This window comes from Paenibacillus sp. FSL R7-0272 (genome assembly GCF_037969905.1).
Lineage (GTDB): Bacteria > Bacillota > Bacilli > Paenibacillales > Paenibacillaceae > Paenibacillus > Paenibacillus polysaccharolyticus.
Genome location: NZ_CP150221.1, coordinates 5618947 through 5643659 on the forward strand (window position 1 = coordinate 5618947; position 24713 = coordinate 5643659).

The window sequence follows — 24713 nt, forward strand, 5'->3', positions numbered from 1 at the left end:
TTAAGCTTCTACTTCTTTTACAGCTACCAAGTGACTTACTTTGTTAATCATACCACGGATGGCAGGATTATCGTTTTGGATCACTTTGCTGTTGATTTTGCGCAATCCCAATGTTTTCACAGTTGTTCTTTGCGTCTCCGGACGTCCGATCAAGCTACGGACGAGGGTAATTTCTAATTTAGCCATGAGAATTCCCTCCTAACCCAGAAGCTCTTCGACGGATTTTCCGCGCAGTTTAGCCACGTCTTCAGCACGCTTCAAACGGGACAAACCTTCCAAAGTCGCATTGACCATGTTCATGGAATTCGAAGAACCCAGAGATTTTGTCAAAATGTCACCTACACCAGCAAGTTCGAGAACCGCACGTACAGGACCACCAGCGATAACACCAGTACCTTCAGATGCTGGTTTCAACAGAACGCGTCCTGCGCCGAACTTACCTGTTACCAAGTGAGGAATCGAAGTTCCTACGAGTGGAACGTGTACAAGGTTTTTCTTAGCATCTTCAATACCTTTGCGAATTGCATCAGGTACTTCGCCCGCTTTACCGATACCCGCTCCAACCCAGCCGTTGCCGTCGCCGACTACAACCAGTGCGCTAAAGCTGAAACGGCGTCCGCCTTTTACTACTTTAGCTACGCGATTAATGTTTACTACTCTTTCAGACAGTTCCAAAGTATTCGGATCTACACGCAAGTCGTTAACCTCCTTTTGAAAAATATCTTAAAACTCAAGTCCTGCTTCACGAGCCGCTTCAGCCAATGCTGCGATACGACCATGATACAGATATCCGCTACGGTCAAATACGATATTGGAAACACCTTTATCTTTTGCACGTTTAGCAACGAGTTCGCCAACTTTACGAGCAGATTCAACAGATGCACCATTTTTGATGTCAGTGCTCAATTCTTTGTCTACAGTAGACGCGGAAGCGATTGTTACACCAGCTACATCATCGATGATTTGAGCGTACATATGTTTACCAGAACGGAAAACGTTCAAACGAGGACGTGCAGCCGTTCCTTGGATTTTCTTACGAACACGAAGGTGTCTTTTCAGACGAGCCTTGTTTTTATCTGGTTTCGTAATCATCTCAGGGATTCACTCCTTTCAGGTTACCTCGCTGGCTTCAAAGCAGAAGCCACGGGGTATATTAGAAACACACGAAGCAAGCAAGCCGAAAGCCGCGAAAAGGCGGTAAGAGAAATCTTATTTCTTCTTACCGGCTTTACCTTCCTTACGGATGATACGCTCGCCTTCATATTTAATACCTTTACCTTTGTACGGCTCAGGTTCACGAACGGAACGAATTTTTGCAGCGTAAGCACCTACGCGCTCTTTATCGATACCGCGAACAATGATTTTCGTATTCGAAGGTACTTCGAATTCGATTCCCGCTTCCGGTGTGATTTCAACCGGGTGAGAGTAACCAACGTTCAGAACGATTTTATCTCCGGATTTGCTTGCACGATATCCGACCCCAACCAACTCCAGAGATTTAGCGAATCCTTCAGTTACGCCACTCACCATGTTGCTGACAACGCTACGTGTTGTGCCGTGTAAAGAACGGTGAGTTTTGTTATCGGAAGGACGCACAACTGTAATTTCGTTGTTTTCAACTGTAACCTTCATGTCTTTGTGAAGTTCACGAGTCAAAGTTCCTTTAGGTCCTTTTACCGTGATAACGGTATTGTCCAAAGTGATGTCTACACCACTTGGTACTGTAATTGGTTTGCGACCAATACGAGACATATGTTGCACCTCCTATCTTGTGACGTTATATTACCAAACGTAGCAGACGACTTCTCCGCCGGATTTCGATTGACGAGCTTCTTTGTCCGTCATAACACCTTTGGATGTCGAGATAATCGCGATTCCAAGGCCGCCAAGTACGCGAGGTACTTCATTGCTTTTCGTGTAAACACGAAGACCTGGTTTACTGATTCTTTTCAGACCAGTGATAACGCGCTCGTTATTTTGACCGTATTTCAAGAAAACACGGATAATCCCTTGTTTGTTATCTTCGATATATTCTGCGTCACGGATGAAACCTTCACGCTTCAGGATATCGGCGATTTGTTTTTTCATTGTCGAAGCAGGCATTTCTACCGTTTCGTGACGAACTGTGTTCGCGTTACGAATACGAGTAAGCATATCTGCAATTGGATCAGACATAGTCATTGTGAGTTAACCTCCTTCCCGTTCAGGACTTTTTACCAGCTTGCTTTTTTCACGCCAGGAATCTGGCCTTTATAAGCTAATTCACGGAAGCAAATTCTGCAAATTTTGAACTTTTGCAGTACCGAATGTGGACGACCACAACGCTCGCAGCGTGTATAAGCACGTACTTTAAACTTTGGTGTACGTTGTTGTTTAACTTTCATCGAAGTTTTTGCCACTTTAGCCTGACACCTCCTAAATAATTTCGGAGAAAAGGGAGTCTTTCCAGACACCCGGAACGTTTATGCCAACATTATTTAACGAAAGGCATTCCCATTTGCGTAAGCAATTCACGGGACTCTTCGTCTGTTTTCGCCGTTGTTACGATGACAATATCCATACCGCGGACTTTGTCTACTTTATCATACTCGATCTCTGGGAAGATCAATTGCTCTTTCAGACCCAGAGTGTAGTTACCACGACCATCGAACGCTTTGCTCGATACACCGCGGAAGTCACGTACACGTGGAAGTGTTACGTTGAACAATTTATCGAGGAAGTAGTACATACGCTCGCCGCGCAATGTTACTTTCACACCGATAGGCATGTTCTCACGCAGTTTGAATCCTGCGATTGATTTTTTCGCACGAGTGATTACAGGTTTTTGACCTGCGATCAGTTGCAAATCGTTTACTGCGGAATCCAACACTTTGGAGTTTTGGACAGCGTCGCCCACACCCATGTTGATAACGATTTTCTCGATTTTCGGCACTTGCATTACCGTTGTATAGTTAAACTTCTGCATCAAAGCAGGAGCGATTTCTTGCAGGTAACGTTCTTTCATTCTTGATGCCATGAATCATAGCCCTCCTTTCTCATTCGGTTCAATTAGTCGATAATTTCTCCGGAACGTTTTGCAACGCGCACTTTTTTACCGTTATCCAAAACTTTGTAACCGATACGGGTTACTTTTCCGCTCTTCGGATCGATGTGCATCACGTTGGAAACATGAATCGGAGCTTCCTTCTCGATAATGCCGCCTTGCGGGTTTTGCTGGTTAGGCTTCTGGTGTTTTTTCACCATGTTAACACCTTCCACAAGGACGCGGTTTTCACGAGGATAAGCAGCGATGACACGGCCTTTTTTACCTTTGTCTTTACCGCTGATCACCATAACCGTATCTTCCTTTTTAACGTGAAGTTTGTTGTTATGGGATTCCAGAACTTTTTTCACTCTTGGCATTTCGTACACCTCCTGTTTCTAAACATCACGAGCTTAATCTATTAGATAACCTCTGGGGCCAAGGAAACGATTTTCATGAAATCTTTCTCGCGAAGTTCACGAGCAACAGGTCCGAAAATACGTGTTCCACGTGGGCTTCTGTCGTCTTTTACAACAACAGCTGCATTTTCATCAAAACCGATGTAGGAACCGTCTTTACGACGTACAGAACGCTTCGTACGAACGACAACCGCTCTAACTACATCACCTTTTTTGACAACGCCGCCTGGTGTTGCTTGTTTTACAGAACAAACGATCAGATCACCGATTTGAGCTGTACGACGTCCCGTACCGCCGAGTACGCGGATACACATCAGTTCCTTCGCACCGGAGTTGTCGGCTACAGTCAAACGTGTAAATGGTTGAATCATTTAGTATTCCTCCTTCCAGCTATGCTGATCATGCAATTAGATGATAACCGCTTTTTCAACGACTTCAGTAAGTCTCCAGCGTTTATCTTTCGAAAGCGGACGAGTCTCCATGATTTTCACCGTGTCACCGATTTTTGCAGTGTTTTCTTCGTCATGCGCTTTGAACTTTTTAGTAACCTTAATGCGTTTATGATACAATTTGTGGTTTTTGTAGGTTTCTACAGCAACAACAATCGTTTTGTCCATTTTATCACTGACAACTTTACCAGTTTGAACTTTACGTGCATTACGTTCTTCGCTCATTGTTGGCCTCCTTCCTGATTACGGACGGAATGTATATCCGACCTCTAATTAACCGATTCCCAATTCTCTTTCACGGATGATCGTTTTAGCACGAGCTATTTCTTTACGCACATCACGGATACGAGTCGGGTTATCCAGCTGACCGGTAGCAAGTTGAAAGCGGAGGTTAAAGAGTTCTTCTTTAAATCCGGCAATCTTTTGCTCGATTTCAGCAGAGGTTAGGTTGCGAAATTCACTAGCTTTCATTTGCTTCACCACCCAATTCTTCACGTTTCACGAACTTCGTTTTGATTGGCAGTTTGTGAGCGGCAAGACGCATCGCTTCGCGTGCAATATCCTCCGGTACACCAGCAAGTTCAAACATGATCTTACCTGGTTTCACTACTGCAACCCATTTTTCTACGTTACCTTTACCGCTACCCATCCGAACCTCGAGAGGCTTTTGAGTGATTGGTTTGTCAGGGAAAATTTTAATCCAGACTTTACCACCACGTTTGATGTAACGAGTCATCGCAATACGAGCCGCTTCGATTTGACGGTTCGTAATCCAAGCCGGTTCCGTAGCTTGCAGACCATATTCGCCAAAGTTCAGCGTAGTTCCGCCTTTTGCTTGGCCTTTCATATGTCCACGTTGTTGCTTACGGTGTTTTACACGTTTTGGTACCAACATGATTAGTTGCCTCCTTCCTTAGCAGCTTGTTTCTTAGCCGTAGGAAGAACCTCTCCACGATAGATCCATACTTTTACGCCGATACGTCCGTAAGTAGTATGAGCCTCTGCAGTACCATAGTCAATGTCAGCACGCAGTGTGTGCAGTGGAACAGTTCCTTCGCTGTAGCCTTCAGAACGTGCAATCTCAGCACCGCCAAGACGTCCGCCTACTTGAGTTTTAATACCTTTAGCACCAGAGCGCATAGTTCTTTGAATAGCTTGTTTCAGAGCACGACGGAAAGAAACACGACGTTCCAATTGTTGTGCAATGCTTTCTGCTACCAGGATCGCGTCCAGGTCTTGGTTCTTAATTTCAGAGATGTTGATGTGTACTTTTTTACCGCCAGCAATTTTCGTAATTTGGTTACGAAGATTCTCAACTTCAGATCCACCTTTACCGATTACCATACCTGGTTTCGCTGTGTGAATCGTTACGTTTACACGGTTAGCCGCTCTCTCGATCTCAACACGAGACATAGCGGAGTCTTTCAATTTATTTTTCAGGAATTCACGAATTTTCACGTCTTCCATCAAAAGATCGCCGAAGTCTTTGCCTGCATACCACTTAGATTCCCAGTCACGGATAACTCCGACACGAAGTCCGACTGGATTTACCTTTTGGCCCACACGTTTTCCCTCCTTCTACTTTTCAGATACCACCAAAGTAATGTGGCTAGTACGTTTGTTAATACGACTTGCACGTCCCATTGCACGAGGGCGGAAACGTTTCATCGTTGGTCCTTGGTTTACGTAAGCTTGCGAGATCACCAAGTTATTAACATCTAAAGAATAATTATGTTCCGCATTCGCAATAGCGGAGTTAAGCAACTTCTCAACAACTGGAGAAGCGGATTTCGGAGTGTGACGGAGAATGGCAACCGCCTCACCTACTTGCTTGCCGCGAATCAAGTCAACAACGAGTTGAACTTTACGAGGAGCAATCCGGATAAACTTAGCATGTGCTTTTGCTTCCATTGTGTAACCTCCTCTCAAACATTAGAGATGTTCATTTATCTTCTTGTTTTCTTGTCATCATCAGTATGGCCTTTGTACGTACGGGTTGGAGCGAACTCACCCAGTTTGTGTCCAACCATGTCCTCAGTTACATACACTGGCACGTGTTTACGACCGTCGTAAACGCCAAATGTGTGTCCGATGAATTGTGGGAAAATTGTAGAGCGACGGGACCAGGTTTTGATAACGTTCTTCTTGCCTGATGCTTCCATCTCTTCTACCTTCTTGAGCATGTAGCCATCAATGAATGGCCCTTTTTTCAAACTGCGACTCATGTGGAGATCCTCCCTTCAAACATAGCTTTTATGCATCCGTAGATGCCTCACGAAGTTATGCACAGTGTGTATTACTTCGTGCGGCGACGGATGATGTATTTATCAGAAGCTTTATTTTTCTTACGCGTTTTGTAACCAAGAGTAGGTTTACCCCATGGTGACATTGGCGATTTACGTCCGATTGGAGCACGACCTTCACCACCACCGTGAGGGTGATCGTTAGGGTTCATTACCACACCACGAACCTCAGGACGTTGACCCAACCAACGGCTACGACCGGCTTTACCGATTTTGATAAGCTCGTGGTCTTGGTTACCAACGGATCCGATTGTTGCGCGGCAAACTTTCAAAATACGACGAACTTCTCCAGAAGAGAGACGAACGGAAACGTATTTTTCTTCTTTACCAAGCAATTGAGCTTCTGTACCAGCAGCACGAACCAATTGTCCGCCTTTACCTGGTTTCAACTCGATGTTGTGGATAACGGTACCTACTGGAATGTTTTCAAGCGGCAGTGCGTTACCAATTTTGATATCTGCGTCAGGACCAGAGAATACTTGATCTCCAACTTTCAGACCTTTAGGAGCGATGATGTAACGTTTCTCACCATCAGCATAGTGAATCAATGCAATGTTGGAGGTACGGTTCGGGTCATACTCGATTGTAGCAACGCGGCCCGGTATTCCATCTTTAGTACGTTTGAAGTCGATGATACGGTATTTACGTTTGTGTCCACCACCGTGGTGACGAACTGTAATTTTACCTTGGTTGTTGCGGCCTGCTTGTTTGCTCAATGGGGCCAACAACGATTTCTCCGGCTTATCTGTGGTAATTTCCTCAAATGTAGAAACGGACATGTTCCGTCTTGCCGGGGATGTTGGTTTATACTTTTTGATTGGCACTAGTTTTCCCTCCTTACTTCAAAGATTTCAATTATACAGTTTCAAAGAACTCAAGCGATTTGCTGTCTTGCGTCAGTGTTACAAACGCTTTTTTCCATTCGCTTGTATATCCGGAATAACGTCCGTACCGTTTCGGTTTAGCTGGAACACGAAGTGTGTTCACGTTTTTCACTTTTACGCCGAAAATAGCTTCTACCGCTTTTTTGATCTCGGTTTTGTTTGCACGGATATCGACTTCAAATACATATTTCAAGTCGTTCATCATGTCGGCAGTACGTTCCGTAATAATCGGACGTTTTACAATATCACGAGGATCTTTCATTACGCGAGCACCTCCTCTACCTTCTGAACTGCTTCTTTCGTAATGATCAGTTTGTCGTGCGAAAGCACGTCAAGAACATTAATACCATCAGCAGCTACGAATTTCACGCCCGGAATATTCCGTGCAGAAAGAGCTACATTATCATCATAGCTAGGAGCTACAATCAAAGCTTTGCGACCTACTTTGAGATTGTTCAAAATAGCTGCAAACTCTTTTGTTTTTGGTGAGCTCAACGCGAGAGCATCCAAAACGATAATGTCATTGTCTTGCACTTTGGATGAAAGAGCAGACTTGATCGCCAGACGGCGAACTTTCTTAGGCAGTTTGTACGCATAGCTCCGTGGTGTCGGACCAAATACGATACCGCCGCCTTTCCATTGTGGAGAACGAATCGAACCTTGACGAGCGCGACCTGTACCTTTTTGTTTCCAAGGTTTACGTCCACCGCCACGTACTTCAGAACGTCCTTTTACTTTGTGGGTACCTTGACGAAGAGAAGCGCGTTGCATAAGAACTGCATCGTACAGAACGTGTTGATTCGGCTCAATACCGAATACCGCATCATTCAGTTCAACTTCACCTACTTGGCTACCATCTACATTGTAAACTGATACTTTTGGCATTTTGTGTTCCTCCTTTCTTCAGTGGTTATTTTTTCACCGTTTCTTTGACTCTTACAAGGCTGTTCTTCGGTCCAGGAATAGAACCTTTTACGAGGATTACATTACGCTCAGCGTCTACTTTAACAACCTCAAGACGTTGAATTGTAACAGTATCATGTCCCATATGCCCTGGCAGGCGTTTGCCTTTAGGAACTCGGTTAGCTTGGATCGAACCCATCGAACCTGGGCCACGGTGATAACGCGAACCATGTGACATAGGTCCAGTGCTTTGTCCCCAACGTTTGATAACGCCGGCAAAACCTTTACCTTTAGAAATACCTGTTACGTCAACGAACTCGCCTTCAGCGAAAATGTCAGCTTTCAATTCTTGGCCAACTTCATATTCCGCGATGTTAATGCCGCGAAGCTCACGAACGTAGCGCTTAGGTGCAGTATTCGCTTTTTTAGCGTGTCCTGCTTCTGGCTTGTTAGCATTTTTCTCTTTCTTATCGGCAAAACCGATTTGAACTGCTTCGTAGCCATCGTTTTCAATATCTTTCTTTTGTAAAACAACACAAGGACCTGCTTCGATAACCGTTACTGGAACTACGTTACCTTCAGCGGTAAACACTTGAGTCATTCCAAGTTTTTTTCCTAAGATACCTTTCATGTTGACACCTCTTTTCCTTTATACGTGGTCTTGTTTGTTGCTATATATTACAATTTAATTTCGATATCTACACCGGACGGTAGATCCAAGCGCATCAAGGCATCCACAGTTTGTGGAGTCGGGTTAACGATATCGATCAAACGCTTATGAGTGCGTTGTTCGAATTGCTCCCGAGAATCCTTGTACTTGTGCACCGCACGAAGAATAGTAATGATTTGTTTTTCAGTAGGAAGCGGAATCGGACCGGATACACCTGCACCCGAACGTTTTGCTGTTTCAACGATTTTCTCCGCGGATTGATCAAGAATTCTGTGGTCGTAAGCTTTCAAACGAATACGAATTTTTTGCTTTGCCATTTTAGTCCCTCCTTCTATCGCCCAATTTTTTATCGGACATACTCCGTGAAAATTTTCTAGCCACTCTCCCATGGCAAAGGGGCCGGGTGTGCCAGTAACCTCTCACATCATCGCAACGTCACAAGAACAACATTCATTATTATATAGAAAAGATGGGCATATTGCAAGCATATTTAAAAAAAACATTTAAATTGATCTTTTCAAAAGAATCGACTCAATTTAGCTCAATGTTTTTCTTCATATCCAGGCTGCCTAACCTATCAATCTATAAGATAAATCTTGTTCATTTTAGATGACGCAGGTTCCGAAACGTTGACATAATAAAAGAGTTCTTTATCCGATGTCGGATAAAGAACTCTTCCGAAGCTTCGTTACAATACAATGTTACTCGTTCCAGTACACTGTTGCTTATACTTATTTGGCAAGAGCCAAATTATTTTTGGATTGTTGCTACGGAACCCGCACCAACTGTACGTCCACCTTCACGAATAGAGAACTTAGTTCCTTCTTCGATCGCGATTGGAGAGATCAGTTGAACAGTAACCGTGATGTTGTCACCAGGCATTACCATTTCAGTACCTTCTGGCAGGTTGATGATACCAGTTACGTCAGTTGTACGGAAGTAGAACTGTGGACGGTATCCAGTGAAGAAAGGCTTGTGACGGCCACCCTCTTCTTTAGTCAAAACGTAAATTTGAGCAGTGAATTCTGTGTGTGGTTTAACAGATGCTGGTTTAGCAAGTACTTGACCACGCTCGATTTGAGTACGGTCAACACCACGCAACAATGCACCGATGTTGTCACCCGCTTGTGCGGAATCCAACAATTTACGGAACATCTCAACGCCCGTAACTACGGATTTTTTAGTTTCTTCAGTGATACCAACGATCTCGATCTCTTCGCCGACTTTAACAGTACCACGCTCTACACGACCTGTAGCAACGGTACCACGACCAGTGATGGAGAATACGTCCTCGACAGGCATCAAGAAAGGCTTGTCAGTTTGACGCTCAGGCAGTGGGATGTAAGTGTCGATTTCTTTGAACATCTCAACGATTTTTTGAGCCCACTCACCATCAGGGTTTTGCAGAGCTTCACGAGCGGATCCACGAGTGATTGGAGTATCATCACCTGGGAACTCGTACTCGTTAAGAAGGTCGCGAACTTCCATCTCAACCAGTTCCAACAACTCTTCGTCTTCAACCATGTCACATTTGTTCAAGAAAACAACAATGTAAGGTACGCCTACTTGACGGGAGAGCAAGATGTGCTCACGAGTTTGTGGCATTGGGCCGTCAGCTGCGGATACTACCAGGATAGCTCCGTCCATTTGTGCCGCGCCAGTGATCATGTTTTTAACATAGTCGGCGTGACCTGGGCAGTCTACGTGAGCGTAGTGACGAGTGTCAGTTTCGTACTCAACGTGTGCTGTGGAGATAGTGATACCGCGCTCGCGCTCTTCTGGAGCTTTGTCGATTTGGTCGAATGCTACAGCAGCACCACCGTAAGTTTTGGACAATACAGTTGTGATTGCAGCAGTCAGAGTTGTTTTACCATGATCGACGTGACCAATAGTACCAATGTTAACGTGTGGTTTATTACGTTCGTATTTAGCCTTTGCCATTTGAACGTGGCCTCCTTAAAATTTATGATTTTATGTTTCACTGAATGCGGTGCTTCAAACCATGTTTCAAGCACAAGCATTCAGTGTGAGAAAACTACTCGGTGCCTTTTGTTTTGGCAACGATCTCTTCAGCGATGCTCTTAGGAACTTCTTCATAGTGGGAGAGTTCCATTGAGAACACGCCGCGTCCTTGAGTACCGGAACGAAGAGTTGTAGAGTAACCAAACATCTCAGAGAGAGGTACCTTAGCACGGATGATTTGAGCTCCACTACGGGAATCCATACCTTCAATGCGGCCACGACGGGAATTCAACATACCCATTACGTCACCCATATACTCTTCTGGAACAGTTACTTCTACTTTCATGATAGGCTCAAGCAGAACTGGACTACATTTGTCTTTCGCTGCTTTCAGCGCCATAGATCCGGCAATTTTAAATGCCATCTCGTTGGAATCGACATCATGGTAAGATCCGTCTACGATAGTAGCCTTAACGTCAACAAGCGGGAAGCCTGCGATAACGCCGTTTTTCATTTGCTCTTCAATCCCTGACAATGCAGGTTGAATGTATTCTCTTGGTACGGAACCACCGACAACCTTACTTTCGAACTGGCTGCCTGTACCCGGCTCGAGAGGTTCGAATTCAACCCATACGTGACCGTATTGACCACGACCACCGGATTGACGTACGAATTTACCTTCAACGCGCGCTGGAGCACGGAATGTTTCGCGGTAAGCTACTTGTGGTTTACCCACAGTAGTTTCAACCTTGAACTCACGACGCATACGGTCGATGATGATATCAAGGTGAAGCTCACCCATACCTGCCAAGATTGTTTGGCCTGTTTCTTCGTCAGTATGAGCGCGAAGAGTTGGATCCTCTTCCGTCAACTTACCGAGAGCCACACCCATTTTATCTTGGTCAGCTTTGGTTTTAGGTTCAACAGCAATTTCGATTACCGGATCAGGGAAGTTCATGGATTCCAGGATAACCGGATGTTTCTCATCACATAGTGTATCACCTGTACCTGTATCTTTCAAACCAACAGCTGCTGCGATATCACCGGAGTAAACTTCAGTGATTTCTTGACGGCTGTTTGCGTGCATTTGAAGGATACGACCGATACGCTCACGTTTGTTTTTAGTTGCATTCAATACATAAGAACCGGATTGAAGTACACCGGAGTATACGCGGAAGAATGTCAATTTACCAACGTAAGGGTCAGTCATGATTTTGAAAGCCAATGCAGAGAATGGCTCTTCATCGGAAGACTTACGAACCGCTTCAGTTCCATCCTCAAGAAGACCCTTGATTGCTGGAACGTCAACTGGAGCTGGCAAGTAGTCGATAACAGCATCCAACATCAGTTGAACACCTTTGTTACGGTATGAGGATCCACAGATAACTGGGAAGATCTTAACATCTACAACACCTTTACGGAGAGCGGATTTAATCTCATCAATAGTGATTTCTTCGCCTTCCAGGTATTTCATTGTCAGTTCTTCATCAAGCTCTGCAACACGCTCAATCAATTCGTTGCGAAGTTCTTCAACTTGCTCAACGAATTCCGCAGGAATATCGGTTTCTTCAATATCTTGTCCCAGGTCATCTTTATACATATGAGCCCGTTGAGCAACGATATCAATGATACCTTTGAAATCATTCTCAGCACCGATTGGAAGTTGAATCGCAACAGCGTTCGCTTGAAGGCGATCACGCATGTCAGATACAACGTTCAAGAAGTCAGCACCGATGATATCCATTTTGTTTACATATGCGATACGAGGTACGCCGTACTTGTCAGCCTGTCTCCATACAGTTTCAGACTGAGGCTCAACGCCTTCTTTCGCACTGAATACACCTACTGCTCCGTCCAATACACGAAGGGAACGTTCAACTTCAACAGTGAAGTCAACGTGTCCCGGGGTATCAATGATATTTACGCGGTGACCTTTCCAAGCAGCGGTAGTCGCAGCGGAAGTAATCGTAATTCCGCGCTCCTGTTCCTGTTCCATCCAGTCCATTGTCGCAGCGCCTTCGTGAACTTCACCGATTTTGTGCGTACGTCCTGTGTAAAACAAGATCCGCTCAGTTGTCGTGGTTTTACCCGCATCAATATGAGCCATGATCCCGATATTACGTGTATTTTTCAAGGAGAACTCTCTAGCCATGAAATGGGTCTCCCTTCAAAATTGAAGTTTATTTTTGTGAACTGAATCCTACCAACGGTAGTGAGCAAACGCTTTGTTCGCTTCAGCCATTTTGTGCGTATCTTCACGTTTCTTAACGGAAGCGCCTGTGTTGTTGGAAGCGTCGATGATCTCAGCCGCCAAACGCTCTTCCATTGTTTTCTCACCGCGGTTGCGGGAGTAGTTCACGAGCCAACGTAAACCCAAAGCAGTACGTCTCTCTGGTTTTACCTCGATTGGTACTTGGTAGTTGGCACCGCCGACACGGCGAGCTTTAACTTCCAGGACTGGCATGATATTTTTGATTGCTGTCTCAAATACTTCCATCGGGTCATTACCCGTGCGTTCTTGGATCAACTTGAACGCATTATACAGAATGCTTTGAGCAACACCGCGTTTTCCGTCGAGCATGATGCGGTTGATCAAACGAGTAACCAACTTGGAGTTGTATACCGGATCTGGCAACACGTCTCTTTTCGTAACTGGACCTTTGCGTGGCATGGATATCCCCCTTTCTTTCTTGTTCAGCAGTCCCTGTACCTTCCAGACCTAAGCCAGAAGGCTTTCAGGCAATCTGCTTATCGTAATTTAGGCTTTTTTAGCTTTTGGACGTTTAGCTCCGTATTTAGAACGAGCTTGCATACGGTTGTTCACGCCTGCAGTATCGAGAGCTCCACGAACGATGTGATAACGAACCCCTGCAAGGTCTTTTACTTTACCTCCGCGGATCAATACCACACTGTGCTCTTGAAGGTTATGTCCGATTCCCGGGATATAAGCAGTTACCTCGAGACGGTTCGTCAAACGAACACGGGCATATTTACGAAGTGCAGAGTTCGGTTTACGTGGAGTCATTGTACCTACACGAGTGCAGACACCACGTTTTTGTGGGGCACTGATGTTAGTGGATTCACGTTTCAAAGCGTTGAACCCTTTTTGCAAAGCTGGTGATTTTGACTTCTCAACTTTTGCTTGACGTCCTTTACGAACCAGTTGGTTAATAGTTGGCATGTGATTGCCACCCCCTTCCTCAATTATTCATGTTTCTTTACAAACCTTTATCTAAGCCCACAGACCCAGGCGGTTCATAAAAAGACAAATGAAAAGTTTTTGCCTTGGAGAATCCTTAAATGTTCTCGGACAAAAACGTTCCTTACCGTATCATTTTACGACAGCAGCCATCGCTGCTCCCACCCCAATCCCGCACGCTTTGCCGAGATTTTTCATTGTGTCCACTTTCGTGTACTTCACATTGTGTTGTTCACACAAAGCAATGATTTTGGAAGTGAGCTGCGGATCACTATCTTCTGCGACATAGACTTCTGAAGCCATTCCTGTCTGCACTGTCCGCATGGTCTGTTTGGTACCAATCTTGACATGAGCATCTTGCAAGCCTTTTTCATTAGACATCATACATTCCTCCGAATAGGACCAATTACAATCAGCTGCCCACGCACCTTTGATATATTAGCATCTAGCGCAAGCATTGTCAATGTTATTCCAAAAAGTTTTTATAAAGTTTGTGTACATCAGGATTCGTCCGCTTGGATATTACAAACGTCGCTTCCTGACATACACATTCTTTAATTCCTCAGAACGAGGAAATCTATATTAGTCTACCGAAACTGGCTCCAGTTCTTCTACAGAAGATTGGCCATCTTCAGGCTCAGCAAATTTGATACTGCGGTAACGGTTCATACCCGTACCAGCAGGGATCAGCTTACCGATGATAACATTTTCCTTCAGACCGAGCAACTGATCCACTTTACCTTTGATCGCTGCATCCGTCAGTACACGTGTTGTCTCTTGGAACGATGCCGCAGAGAGGAAGGAGTCTGTTTCAAGGGATGCTTTTGTAATACCGAGCAAGATTGGTTTTGCAACCGCTGGCTCTTTATCACTCAGAATCGCAATTTTGTTCGCTCTTTCGTACTCATGCGTATCTACAAATGATCCTGGCAACAATGTTGTATCTCCCGCATCAACGATACGGATTTTACGTAACATTTGACGGATCATAACTTCAACGTGTTTGTCATTGATTTCTACGCCTTGGTTACGGTATACGCGCTGTACTTCCTGCAAAATGTAGTTCTGTACGCCACGTACGCCTTTGATGCGTAGCATTTCTTTCGGGTCGATAGAACCGTCTGTCAACTCGTCACCCGCTTCAATTTCCATACCTTCGCTTACGCGAACACGGGAACCGTAAGTAACAGAGTATACTTTGGATTCTGCTTCACCTTGAATTTCGATTTCACGACGGTCTTTCGCTTCGCGAATCTCTTTAACTACACCGTCAATCTCACTGATTGTTGCTTGACCTTTAGGATTACGGGCCTCAAACAACTCCTGGATACGAGGCAAACCTTGCGTGATGTCGTCTCCGGCTACACCACCGGTATGGAACGTACGCATTGTAAGCTGTGTTCCTGGCTCACCAATGGATTGTGCGGCAATGATACCAACCGCTTCACCAATCTCCACGTGTTTACCTGTCGCAAGGTTGCGACCGTAACACTTCTTGCAGACACCATGACTTGCACGGCAGCTGAGAACGGAACGGATTTGCAATTTGGTCACGCCAGCTTTGATAATCGCTTCTGCTTTGTCAGAGTCGATCAACTCATTGCGGCCAGCGATAATTTCTTTTGTTTCCGGATGACGAACAGTTTCGAAGCAGTATCTGCCTTCAATACGGTCGTAGAGATCTTCGATGACCTCTTTACCATCCTGGATACGACTAACCGTAAAGCCTTTATCTGTACCACAATCGTCTTCACGCACAATTACGTCTTGGGCTACATCTACGAGACGACGAGTCAGGTAACCTGAGTCGGCTGTACGCAGGGCTGTATCCGCGAGACCTTTACGCGCACCGTGAGTGGAAATAAAGTACTCGAGTACTGTCAGACCTTCACGGAAGTTCGATTTGATTGGGAGTTCGATAATACGACCAGACGGGTTGGCCATCAGACCACGCATACCACCCAATTGAGTGATTTGCGATTTGTTACCCCGTGCTTTTGAGTCAACCATCATCATGATTGAGTTATAACGATCCATGGATTTCATCAAAATATCCGTGATGTCATCTTTGGATTTTGACCAGATATCAATGATACGGTCATAGCGCTCTTCATTCGTAATCAAACCACGACGATACTGGTTCGTAACGATCTGAGCTTTATCTTCGGACTGTCTGAGAATTTCGAATTTCTCAGGTGGAACGACAACATCGGACACGGCTACGGTAATACCCGCACGCGTCGAATACGTGAATCCAAGTTGTTTAATTTTATCCAAAATAACCGCAGTTTCGGTTGTATGATAAATTTCAAAACAACGAGCGATGATGGAACCGAGGTATTCTTTGCCGACACCGCCAGCTTGAGGAGCATTCATGATTGCCTCTCTCAAGTCAGTACCTTTCTCATAAACAAATGAATGATCGGCTGTACCTTGATACAGGTTCGCACGAGTCGCATCATTGATATAAGGGAAGGTTGCCGGGAAAATTTCATTAAAGATAATTTTACCGATCGTAGTCAGCAACATACCTTTTTGTTGCTCTTCCGTAAAGCTTGTTTTACCAAGCGCCTTAACTGGAATAGCTACACGTGCATGCAGTCCGGCAGTACCCCGTTGGTATGCAGATACAGCCTCATTGACTGTACGCAGAACCATACCTGTACCCTTCTCTTCTTTATTGTCCATCGTCAGATAGTACGAACCAAGAACCATATCCTGAGAAGGAGTTACAACCGGTTTACCGTCTTTCGGGTTCAAAATGTTACCTGATGCAAGCATCAAGATACGCGCTTCCGCTTGAGCTTCAGCAGACAATGGAACGTGCACGGCCATTTGGTCACCGTCAAAGTCGGCATTGTATGCCGTACATACGAGTGGGTGAAGACGAATTGCTTTACCTTCAACCAAAATCGGTTCAAACGCCTGAATACCGAGACGGTGAAGCGTAGGGGCACGGTTCAACAGAACCGGATGCTCCTTGATGACTTCTTCAAGAACATCCCATACTTCAGGACTCACACGCTCAACTTTACGTTTTGCGCTCTTGATGTTGTGGGCAAGCCCTTTATTCACAAGCTCTTTCATCACAAAAGGCTTGAATAGTTCCAGTGCCATATCTTTAGGCAGACCGCACTGATACATTTTCAGGTAAGGTCCGACAACGATAACGGAACGGCCGGAGTAGTCAACACGTTTACCGAGCAAGTTCTGACGGAAACGACCTTGTTTACCTTTCAGCATGTGGCTGAGGGATTTCAAAGGACGGTTACCCGGACCTGTAACAGGACGTCCACGACGACCGTTATCGATCAAGGCGTCAACTGCTTCTTGCAGCATCCGCTTTTCATTTTGCACGATGATATCTGGCGCGCCCAGGTCAAGCAGACGTTTCAGACGGTTGTTCCGGTTAATTACACGGCGATACAAGTCATTCAAGTCAGACGTAGCAAAACGTCCACCATCCAGTTGTACCATCGGACGAAGTTCCGGCGGAATGACAGGAAGTACATCCATGATCATCCACTCTGGGTTATTACCAGAGTTACGGAATGCTTCAATCACTTCCAAACGTTTGATTGCACGATTACGACGTTGTCCTTGTGCAGTGCGAAGCTCTTCCTTCAGGAATTCAAGCTCTTTCTCTACATCAAGGTCTTGAAGCAATTTTTTAACTGCTTCTGCACCCATGCCTGCTTGGAAGCCGTATCCGTATTTTTCACGGTAGCTGCGATATTCCTTCTCGGACAACAGCTGTTTTTTCTCCAGTGGAGTTTCTCCTGGATCAGTTACTACATATGATGCAAAATAAATGATCTCTTCGAGAGATCTTGGAGACATATCCAGTGCGAGACCCATACGGCTCGGAATACCTTTGAAGTACCAGATATGCGATACCGGAGCAGCAAGCTCAATATGGCCCATACGTTCACGACGGACTTTCGCACGTGTTACTTCAACGCCACAGCGATCACAGACAACGCCTTTATAACGAACGCGTTTGTATTTACCGCAATGGCATTCCCAGTCTTTTGTAGGGCCAAAAATCTTTTCGCAGAACAGCCCTTCTTTTTCCGGTTTCAACGTACGATAGTTGATCGTTTCCGGTTTTTTCACTTCTCCGCGGGACCAAGAACGAATTTTCTCTGGGGAAGCAAGCCCGATCTTCATGTATTCGAAATTGTTGACGTCCAACAAGGAGCAACCCTCCTTAACCAATTCCTGTATTCTAGGTTACGCATGCCCCGGCTGTAGCCGGAGCATGACGTGAGCCTGATGAAAAACGCCGGTCATCATGCGCCCGAAGCGATTATTCCGCTCCGACCTCTGTACCCTCAAGGTTGAGGCTGAGCTTATCGCTCGCAGCGTCATCTTCATCGTCCATTTCTTTCATTTCAATCTCTTGCTCATCTTCACTCAAAATCTTAACGTCCATACCCAAGCTTTGCAGCTCTTTGATCAATACTTTGAACGACTCAGGAACACCTGGTTCCGGTACATTCTCGCCTTTGACAATGGACTCGTACGTTTTCACCCGACCAACAACGTCATCGGATTTAACCGTCAAGATTTCTTGCAGAGTATAAGCGGCACCATAAGCCTCAAGCGCCCAAACTTCCATCTCCCCGAAACGCTGTCCACCAAATTGGGCTTTACCACCCAGCGGTTGTTGCGTAACAAGTGAGTAAGGACCTGTGGAACGGGCATGGATTTTATCGTCAACCATGTGTGCCAGTTTGATCATGTGCATGACACCAACGGTAACTTCACGTTCAAACTCTTCACCAGTACGACCATCATACAGCACGGTTTTACCATTACGTTGCATACCTGCTTCTTCCATTGTATCGAAGACGTCATACTCTTTCGCCCCGTCGAATACAGGTGTTGCTACGTGGATACCAAGCTGCATTGCTGCCATACCCAAGTGAACTTCAAGCACTTGACCGATGTTCATACGGGAAGGTACGCCCAGCGGGTTAAGAACGATTTGAACCGGTGTACCGTCTGGCAGGAAAGGCATATCCTCTTCCGGCAAGATGCGGGCTACGACCCCTTTGTTACCATGACGTCCGGCCATTTTATCACCCTCGGAAATTTTCCGTTTTTGAGCAATATACACACGAACGAGTTGGTTCACACCTGGTGGCAGTTCATCTCCGTTTTCACGGGTAAATACTTTCACGTCAACCACGATACCATCGGTACCGTGAGGTACACGCAGAGATGTATCACGTACTTCACGTGCTTTTTCACCAAAGATTGCATGCAAGAGGCGTTCTTCTGCAGTCAGTTCTGTTACCCCTTTTGGTGTAACTTTACCAACGAGAATGTCGCCAGCAGCAATTTCGGCACCAATGCGGATAATACCACGCTCATCCAGATTACGCAGCGCTTCTTCCCCAACGTTAGGGATATCACGTGTGATCTCTTCAGGTCCGAGCTTCGTATCACGAGCTTCCGACTCATATTCCTCGATATGGATGGATGTATATACATCTTCCTTAACGAGTTTTTCGCTGAGTAGGATCGCATCCTCATAGTTGTAACCTTCCCATGTCATGAAGGCAACGACTACGTTGCGTCCAAGAGCAAGTTCACCCATTTCCGTCGAAGGACCATCAGCAAGGATGTCGCCAGCTTTAACAGCAGCGCCTCTTTTTACGATCGGACGTTGGTTGATGCATGTTCCTTGGTTCGAACGCATAAATTTGTGTAATTTATATTTAACGATATCGCCTTTGACTTCTTGACCGTCAACCTCTTCTACACGACGAAGCCAGATCTCGTTCGCAGAGGAACGTTCAATAATTCCGTCGTAATCGGCAACAATACATACACCGGAGTCTTTCGCAGCTTTGTGTTCCATACCCGTTCCTACAAGCGGAGCTTTAGGAATCAAGAGTGGAACCGCCTGCCGTTGCATGTTTGATCCCATGAGGGCACGGTTGGAGTCATCGTTCTCAAGGAACGGAATGAGCGCTGTAGCGACGGATACAACCTGCTTAGGAGATACGTCCATGTAGTCTACTCGTTCACTCGGCATCGTAAGGATGTTATCCGACTGTTTGTTGTAACGTACAATGATCGCATCTTCTGCAAAAGTGCTATCTTCGTTCAGCTTCGCATTCGCCTGAGCGATAACATAGTTGTCCTCTTCGTCTGCTGTCAGATAATCAATCTGCTCAGTGACAACACCAGTCTTCGGATCAACCCAACGATATGGAGCTTCAATGAAGCCATATTCGTTCACACGCGCAAACGTCGACAAGGAGTTGATCAAACCAATGTTTGGTCCCTCTGGTGTCTCGATCGGGCACATCCGTCCATAGTGGGATGGATGGACGTCACGGACTTCCATGCCGGCACGCTCACGAGTCAAACCGCCCGGTCCGAGTGCGGACAGACGACGTTTATGCGTCAACTCGCCCAGCGGGTTCGTTTGATCCATAAACTGTGACAATTGGGAGCTACCGAAGAACTCTTTAATCGATGCGATGACTGGACGGATGTTGATCAATGCCTGTGGTGTAATGACATTCGCATCCTGGATGGACATTCTTTCACGAACCACACGCTCCATACGGGACAAACCGATACGGAACTGGTTTTGCAAAAGTTCACCCACAGAACGCAGACGACGGTTACCCAGGTGATCGATATCATCCGTGCTTCCAATGCCATGCAACAAATTCAGGAAGTAACTGATGGATGAAATGATATCCGCTGGCGTGATGTTTTTCACGGACTTGTCAATGTCGCCATTGGCAATCAGCTTAACCACTTTACCATCTTCAATTGGTGAAAACACATCAATCGTTTGCATCGGGATATCATTGGCATCCAAAACACCGTTCCCCACGTGATATGTGCGGAATCCAACGCTTTTCTCCAGGTGAGGCATGATTTCGTCGAGCAAACGACGGTCAACCATCTGACCTGCTTCTGCAATAATTTCACCTGTTTCAGCGTCGATCAAAGATTCAGCCAAACGCTGATTAAACAAACGGTTTTTGATGTGAAGTTTTTTGTTGATTTTGTAACGACCTACGTTTGCAAGGTCGTAACGTTTTGGATCAAAGAAACGAGCAACGAGCAAGCTTTTCGCGTTATCCAGCGTTGGTGGCTCGCCTGGACGAAGGCGCTCATAGATCTCAATGAGAGCTTTCTCGGTGGAATCCGTGTTGTCTTTGTCCAGAGTATTACGGATATATTCGTCATTACCAAGCAAATCCAGAATCTCAGCGTCTGTGCCAAAACCAAGGGAACGCAGGAGAACCGTAACCGGAATTTTACGCGTACGGTCGATCCGGACATAAACAACATCCTTCGCGTCCATCTCCAGCTCCAGCCAAGCGCCGCGGTTAGGAATTACTGTAGCGGTATACGTTTTTTTCGCGTTCTTATCTACTTTGGTACTGAAGTAAACGCTAGGAGAGCGAACCAACTGGCTGACAATAACCCGTTCAGCACCATTAATAATAAATGTGCCGGTGCTGGTCATCAGCGGGAAATCTCCCATGAATACTTCCTGCTCTTTGACTTCTCCGGTTTCCTTATTAATGAGCCGGACTTTCACCCGAAGTGGTGCTGCATAAGTAACGTCGCGTTCTTTCGCGTCGTCTACTGTATACTTCGGTTCTCCGAGACTGTAATCGATAAATTCCAAAATCAAGTTACCTGTAAAATCCTGGATCGGCGAGATATCCTGGAACATTTCGCGCAACCCTTCCTCCAAAAACCAATCATACGATTTCTGTTGGATTTCAATCAGGTTCGGAACTTCGAGTATCTCGTTAATTCGTGCATAACTGCGCCGAGTGCGTCGACCATATTGAACAAGATGTCCTGCCAACTTAAACTCACCCCTCAATGTCTACTCACTTTAAAAATTTCGTTGCGAACCTCTGTTTGTAACCTTATAATGGTACACATACAGAGCAAAGCAATGCACCCGCAAATAAAGAAAAGCCCTTATTCGAAATGTCGTTCGATAAAAGAGCAACTTTGATCGGCGGATGTCTTTCCAAATCATTCTTATCCCCAGTTTGCCCAAAATGTACATATTATACGCCAAACATAGGCATAATAAGCCCGGTTCGGCGTAAAAAAAGGTTGACATTTTTAGTTAGCTAAAGCCAAGTAGGGCATCTTAATACTGACATTTTACAACTATACCACGCCTTGAATTTCAAGTCAATAGTCCTATTGCAAAAAAAATGATCCCCTGCTTACTTTACAAATTCGAATGTATCTCTCAATCCCTCTACTCTTCTTTCAACGCTTTGAAGATTCGGTAGCCTTTATCCTTCGTCACTTCTTCCACTCGTGTAAACAACGATTCCAACTTCGCTTTCGCAGAAGGTGCCCCTTGTTTCTTTTGAATGACAATCCATAACGCCCCGCCTACCTTCAAATGATCATACGCCTGCTCAAAGATCGTGTGAACCGTTTCTTTGCCAGCTCGAATCGGAGGATTAGTCAAGATCACGTCGAAATCCCGCTTCTTTACTTCAGTCAGTAGATTGCTCTGCAATACAGTAACATTGACAATGCCATTCCCTTTGGCATTTTCTTTGGAAAGCTCAACCGCTCTTTCATTGATATCGATCATGGTGACATGCCCATCCGGTACAAGTTTTGCTGCTGTAAGCCCGATTGGCCCGTAACCACATCCCACATCGAGAACATGAGCGCCTGACGGCAGTTCCATCGCATCAATTAACACTCTGCTGCCATAATCGATTCCGTTTTTAGAAAAAACACCAGCATCCGTCACCAGTCGCAGACTGATCCCACGAAGCACCGCTTCTGCGGCCTTGCGGTCATGCGCTACTTGTGGTTTGTCCGAATAATAATGATTGGACATGCCCTCACTCACTTTCCATAGTTACATTTACAGCAACAAACCCCTTGATATAAGTCAAGGGGTTTGTTGTTTTGTTCATTCAGCTTGGATAAGCTAAATTATTTAACTTCGATTGTAGCGCCAGCTTCTTCAAGCTTAGCTTTGATTGTTTCTGCTTCTTCTTTAGAAACTTTTTCTTTCAATGCTTTTGGAGCGTTGTCAACTACTTCTTTAGCTTCTTTCAAGCCAAGACCAGTGATTTCGCGAACCGCTTTGATAACGTTGATTTTGGAAGCGCCAGCGCTTGCCAAGATTACGTCAAACTCGGATTGCTCAGCTTCAGCCGCAGCCGCGCCGCCACCTACAGCAGCTACTGGAGCTGCAGCAGTTACGCCGAATTCTTCTTCGATTGCTTTAACAAGATCGTTCAGTTCCAGTACAGTCATGCCTTTGATTGCTTCCAAGATTTGCTCTTTACTCATGATTGAACCTCCATATATAATTTTATTTTTTTGTATTTCATTACTGCTAGGCAGTATTCAGATCAAGTAGCTTATGCGCCTTGTTCTTCTTTGTCTGCAACAGCTTTAACCGCAAGCGCGAAGTTGCGAACTGGCGCTTGAAGCACGCTGAGGAGCATGGAGAGGAGACCTTCGCGTGATGGCAGTTCTGCCAACGCTTTAACTTCTGCTTCTCCAATTACACGACCTTCTACGACAGCACCTTTCAATTTCAGTGCATCGTTCTTTTTCGCGAAGTCGTTCAGAATTTTGGCTGGAGCTACAGCATCTTCTCCGCTGAATGCAATCGCAGTAGGACCTGTCAGAACGCTATCGAGTTCTGTCAATTCTGCTGCTGCAGTTGCACGGCGAAGCAATGTGTTTTTCAGCACTTGGAATTCGATTCCGGCTTCACGAAGCTGCTTGCGCAGTTCAGTAGCTTGGGCAACGTTCAATCCGCGGTAGTCAACAACAACTGTTGTCACGCTTTCGCGCAATTTTGCTGTTACAACATCAACGGACTCTTGTTTTGCTTGAATCACTTTTGCGTTTGCCAATCTGTACACCTCCTGATCAAATTTATCCCATTAAGAAAAGCCTCCGTAGAATCACGAAGGCTTGATATATACTCGCATCCGATTTGCATCGTTCAAGTTGTATAATCACACCTCGGTAGGAAATTAAGCCATATGGCACCTACTGTCTACGGCAAGCATATTCAAATGTCAACGGTCAGTCACTCGGACTCACAACTTTTACAGAATATCAGAACAGGGCGAACCTGTCAAGAATATTTTATCTAAAAGCTGCTGCGTTCACGCGTGCACCAGGGCCCATCGTAGAAGAAAGACTTACGTTCTTCAGATAAACACCTTTAGCTGCCGCCGGTTTAGCACGGTTCAGAGCATCCATGAGAGCTTTGAGGTTCTCATTCAATTGCTCGGAAGAGAAAGAAGCTTTACCGATCGGTGCATGAATTTGACCTGCACGATCCAGACGATATTCGATTTTACCGGCTTTGATTTCTTGAACAGCCTTAGTTACATCGAAAGTTACCGTTCCGGCTTTAGGGTTAGGCATCAGACCTTTACCGCCGAGCAGACGGCCCAATTTACCTACTTCACTCATCATATCCGGTGTCGCTACGCAGACGTCGAATTCGAACCAGCCTTGTTGGATTTTGTTGATCATGTCTGCATCACCAACATAGTCCGCGCCAGCCGCTTCCGCTTCTTTCGCTTTGTCACCTTTTGCAAATACCAATACGCGTTGTGTTTTACCTGTACCGTGTGGCAAGACAACAACACCACGTACTGCCTGGTCTTGCTTACGAGGGTCTACGCCCAAACGAACTGCTGCTTCGATAGTTTCATCGAACTTTGCAGTAGCTGCCTTTTTCACAAGCTCTACAGCTTCTGAAGGCTCGTAAGTTGCTTCGCTGTCGATCAGCTTAGCAGCTTCCAGGTATTTTTTACCGTGTTTAGCCATGTTATATTCCTCCTTTGTGGTTTTAGCGGATATACCTCCCACATTGACCGGCCGCGAATCGGCCGG

At 45.5% G+C, this 24713-nt stretch carries 31 protein-coding genes and 1 other annotated feature; all 31 genes read right to left on the reverse strand.

The window, feature by feature from the left end; all coding sequences use genetic code 11:
- Complete coding sequence (gene rpmD / locus MKY23_RS24755; protein ID WP_090924668.1) at positions 1-186, reverse strand: 50S ribosomal protein L30; 186 nt, start codon at positions 184-186, stop codon at positions 1-3.
- A 12-nt stretch (positions 187-198) separates the two neighbouring features.
- On the reverse strand, positions 199-696 hold the full coding sequence (gene rpsE, locus MKY23_RS24760; RefSeq protein WP_024633574.1) for a 30S ribosomal protein S5: 498 nt from the start codon (positions 694-696) through the stop codon (positions 199-201).
- A 27-nt stretch (positions 697-723) separates the two neighbouring features.
- Positions 724-1092 carry a 50S ribosomal protein L18 gene (rplR, locus tag MKY23_RS24765; protein WP_017692090.1) on the reverse strand — a complete coding sequence of 123 codons (369 nt, stop codon included), beginning with the start codon at positions 1090-1092 and terminating at the stop codon, positions 724-726.
- A 117-nt stretch (positions 1093-1209) separates the two neighbouring features.
- Complete coding sequence (gene rplF, locus MKY23_RS24770; protein ID WP_090924669.1) at positions 1210-1752, reverse strand: 50S ribosomal protein L6; 543 nt, start codon at positions 1750-1752, stop codon at positions 1210-1212.
- A gap of 30 nt (positions 1753-1782) precedes the next feature.
- Positions 1783-2181, reverse strand: coding sequence for a 30S ribosomal protein S8 (rpsH, locus tag MKY23_RS24775; RefSeq protein WP_090924670.1), 399 nt, complete (start codon positions 2179-2181; stop codon positions 1783-1785).
- Between the two features lie 32 nt (positions 2182-2213).
- Positions 2214-2399 carry a type Z 30S ribosomal protein S14 gene (locus tag MKY23_RS24780; RefSeq protein ID WP_013312154.1) on the reverse strand — a complete coding sequence of 62 codons (186 nt, stop codon included), beginning with the start codon at positions 2397-2399 and terminating at the stop codon, positions 2214-2216.
- 74 nt (positions 2400-2473) lie between these two features.
- Entirely contained in the window at positions 2474-3016 is a 543-nt protein-coding gene (gene rplE / locus MKY23_RS24785; protein WP_090924671.1) for a 50S ribosomal protein L5, read from the reverse strand.
- Between the two features lie 32 nt (positions 3017-3048).
- Complete coding sequence (gene rplX, locus MKY23_RS24790; RefSeq protein WP_090924672.1) at positions 3049-3402, reverse strand: 50S ribosomal protein L24; 354 nt, start codon at positions 3400-3402, stop codon at positions 3049-3051.
- Positions 3403-3443: 41 nt separating this feature from the next.
- Positions 3444-3812 (reverse strand): 50S ribosomal protein L14, encoded by a 369-nt coding sequence (gene rplN, locus MKY23_RS24795; RefSeq protein ID WP_024633579.1) that lies wholly within the window; start codon positions 3810-3812, stop codon positions 3444-3446.
- A 36-nt stretch (positions 3813-3848) separates the two neighbouring features.
- Entirely contained in the window at positions 3849-4115 is a 267-nt protein-coding gene (rpsQ, locus tag MKY23_RS24800; RefSeq protein WP_056697701.1) for a 30S ribosomal protein S17, read from the reverse strand.
- Between the two features lie 48 nt (positions 4116-4163).
- Positions 4164-4361 (reverse strand): 50S ribosomal protein L29, encoded by a 198-nt coding sequence (gene rpmC, locus MKY23_RS24805; protein ID WP_017692083.1) that lies wholly within the window; start codon positions 4359-4361, stop codon positions 4164-4166.
- Positions 4351-4785 carry a 50S ribosomal protein L16 gene (gene rplP, locus MKY23_RS24810; RefSeq protein WP_076292170.1) on the reverse strand — a complete coding sequence of 145 codons (435 nt, stop codon included), beginning with the start codon at positions 4783-4785 and terminating at the stop codon, positions 4351-4353. Before rplP ends, rpmC begins: the two co-directional genes overlap by 11 nt.
- Positions 4786-4787: 2 nt before the next feature.
- A complete protein-coding gene (rpsC, locus tag MKY23_RS24815) occupies positions 4788-5453 on the reverse strand; it encodes a 30S ribosomal protein S3 (protein WP_090924673.1) in 666 nt (221 codons plus the stop codon).
- A 15-nt stretch (positions 5454-5468) separates the two neighbouring features.
- Positions 5469-5801 carry a 50S ribosomal protein L22 gene (gene rplV / locus MKY23_RS24820; RefSeq protein ID WP_090924674.1) on the reverse strand — a complete coding sequence of 111 codons (333 nt, stop codon included), beginning with the start codon at positions 5799-5801 and terminating at the stop codon, positions 5469-5471.
- Between the two features lie 35 nt (positions 5802-5836).
- Positions 5837-6115 carry a 30S ribosomal protein S19 gene (rpsS, locus tag MKY23_RS24825; RefSeq protein WP_056697694.1) on the reverse strand — a complete coding sequence of 93 codons (279 nt, stop codon included), beginning with the start codon at positions 6113-6115 and terminating at the stop codon, positions 5837-5839.
- A gap of 71 nt (positions 6116-6186) precedes the next feature.
- A complete protein-coding gene (gene rplB, locus MKY23_RS24830; RefSeq protein WP_076292169.1) occupies positions 6187-7017 on the reverse strand; it encodes a 50S ribosomal protein L2 in 831 nt (276 codons plus the stop codon).
- A 31-nt stretch (positions 7018-7048) separates the two neighbouring features.
- Positions 7049-7339: a 50S ribosomal protein L23 gene (rplW, locus tag MKY23_RS24835; protein ID WP_090924675.1), complete on the reverse strand. Its 291-nt coding sequence runs from the start codon at positions 7337-7339 to the stop codon at positions 7049-7051.
- Positions 7339-7962: a 50S ribosomal protein L4 gene (gene rplD, locus MKY23_RS24840; RefSeq protein ID WP_090924676.1), complete on the reverse strand. Its 624-nt coding sequence runs from the start codon at positions 7960-7962 to the stop codon at positions 7339-7341. The genes rplW and rplD overlap by 1 nt, the downstream gene beginning before the upstream one ends.
- Before the next feature lie 25 nt (positions 7963-7987).
- Positions 7988-8611: a 50S ribosomal protein L3 gene (gene rplC, locus MKY23_RS24845; RefSeq protein WP_090924677.1), complete on the reverse strand. Its 624-nt coding sequence runs from the start codon at positions 8609-8611 to the stop codon at positions 7988-7990.
- A gap of 47 nt (positions 8612-8658) precedes the next feature.
- On the reverse strand, positions 8659-8967 hold the full coding sequence (gene rpsJ / locus MKY23_RS24850; protein ID WP_017692074.1) for a 30S ribosomal protein S10: 309 nt from the start codon (positions 8965-8967) through the stop codon (positions 8659-8661).
- 433 nt (positions 8968-9400) lie between these two features.
- Entirely contained in the window at positions 9401-10591 is a 1191-nt protein-coding gene (gene tuf / locus MKY23_RS24855) for an elongation factor Tu (RefSeq protein WP_090924678.1), read from the reverse strand.
- 94 nt (positions 10592-10685) lie between these two features.
- Positions 10686-12764 (reverse strand): elongation factor G, encoded by a 2079-nt coding sequence (gene fusA / locus MKY23_RS24860; RefSeq protein WP_154960498.1) that lies wholly within the window; start codon positions 12762-12764, stop codon positions 10686-10688.
- Between the two features lie 48 nt (positions 12765-12812).
- On the reverse strand, positions 12813-13283 hold the full coding sequence (gene rpsG / locus MKY23_RS24865; RefSeq protein ID WP_056697679.1) for a 30S ribosomal protein S7: 471 nt from the start codon (positions 13281-13283) through the stop codon (positions 12813-12815).
- A gap of 87 nt (positions 13284-13370) precedes the next feature.
- A complete protein-coding gene (rpsL, locus tag MKY23_RS24870) occupies positions 13371-13793 on the reverse strand; it encodes a 30S ribosomal protein S12 (RefSeq protein WP_017692070.1) in 423 nt (140 codons plus the stop codon).
- Positions 13794-13943: 150 nt separating this feature from the next.
- The gene (locus MKY23_RS24875; RefSeq protein WP_090924680.1) at positions 13944-14192 is read right to left on the reverse strand and encodes a ribosomal L7Ae/L30e/S12e/Gadd45 family protein; all 249 of its coding nucleotides are present in this window, start codon (positions 14190-14192) and stop codon (positions 13944-13946) included.
- Between the two features lie 201 nt (positions 14193-14393).
- Positions 14394-18008: a DNA-directed RNA polymerase subunit beta' gene (gene rpoC, locus MKY23_RS24880; protein WP_154892114.1), complete on the reverse strand. Its 3615-nt coding sequence runs from the start codon at positions 18006-18008 to the stop codon at positions 14394-14396.
- A gap of 112 nt (positions 18009-18120) precedes the next feature.
- On the reverse strand, positions 18121-21666 hold the full coding sequence (gene rpoB, locus MKY23_RS24885) for a DNA-directed RNA polymerase subunit beta (RefSeq protein ID WP_090924682.1): 3546 nt from the start codon (positions 21664-21666) through the stop codon (positions 18121-18123).
- A gap of 411 nt (positions 21667-22077) precedes the next feature.
- Positions 22078-22680, reverse strand: a complete 603-nt coding sequence (locus MKY23_RS24890; protein ID WP_090924683.1) for a class I SAM-dependent methyltransferase — start codon at positions 22678-22680, stop codon at positions 22078-22080.
- A gap of 98 nt (positions 22681-22778) precedes the next feature.
- On the reverse strand, positions 22779-23141 hold the full coding sequence (gene rplL, locus MKY23_RS24895; protein WP_090924684.1) for a 50S ribosomal protein L7/L12: 363 nt from the start codon (positions 23139-23141) through the stop codon (positions 22779-22781).
- 71 nt (positions 23142-23212) lie between these two features.
- Entirely contained in the window at positions 23213-23716 is a 504-nt protein-coding gene (rplJ, locus tag MKY23_RS24900; protein ID WP_090924685.1) for a 50S ribosomal protein L10, read from the reverse strand.
- A gap of 23 nt (positions 23717-23739) precedes the next feature.
- Positions 23740-23886, reverse strand: a sequence feature (ribosomal protein L10 leader region).
- Positions 23887-23954: 68 nt separating this feature from the next.
- A complete protein-coding gene (gene rplA / locus MKY23_RS24905) occupies positions 23955-24647 on the reverse strand; it encodes a 50S ribosomal protein L1 (RefSeq protein WP_090924686.1) in 693 nt (230 codons plus the stop codon).
- Between the last annotated feature and the right edge of the window lie 66 nt (positions 24648-24713).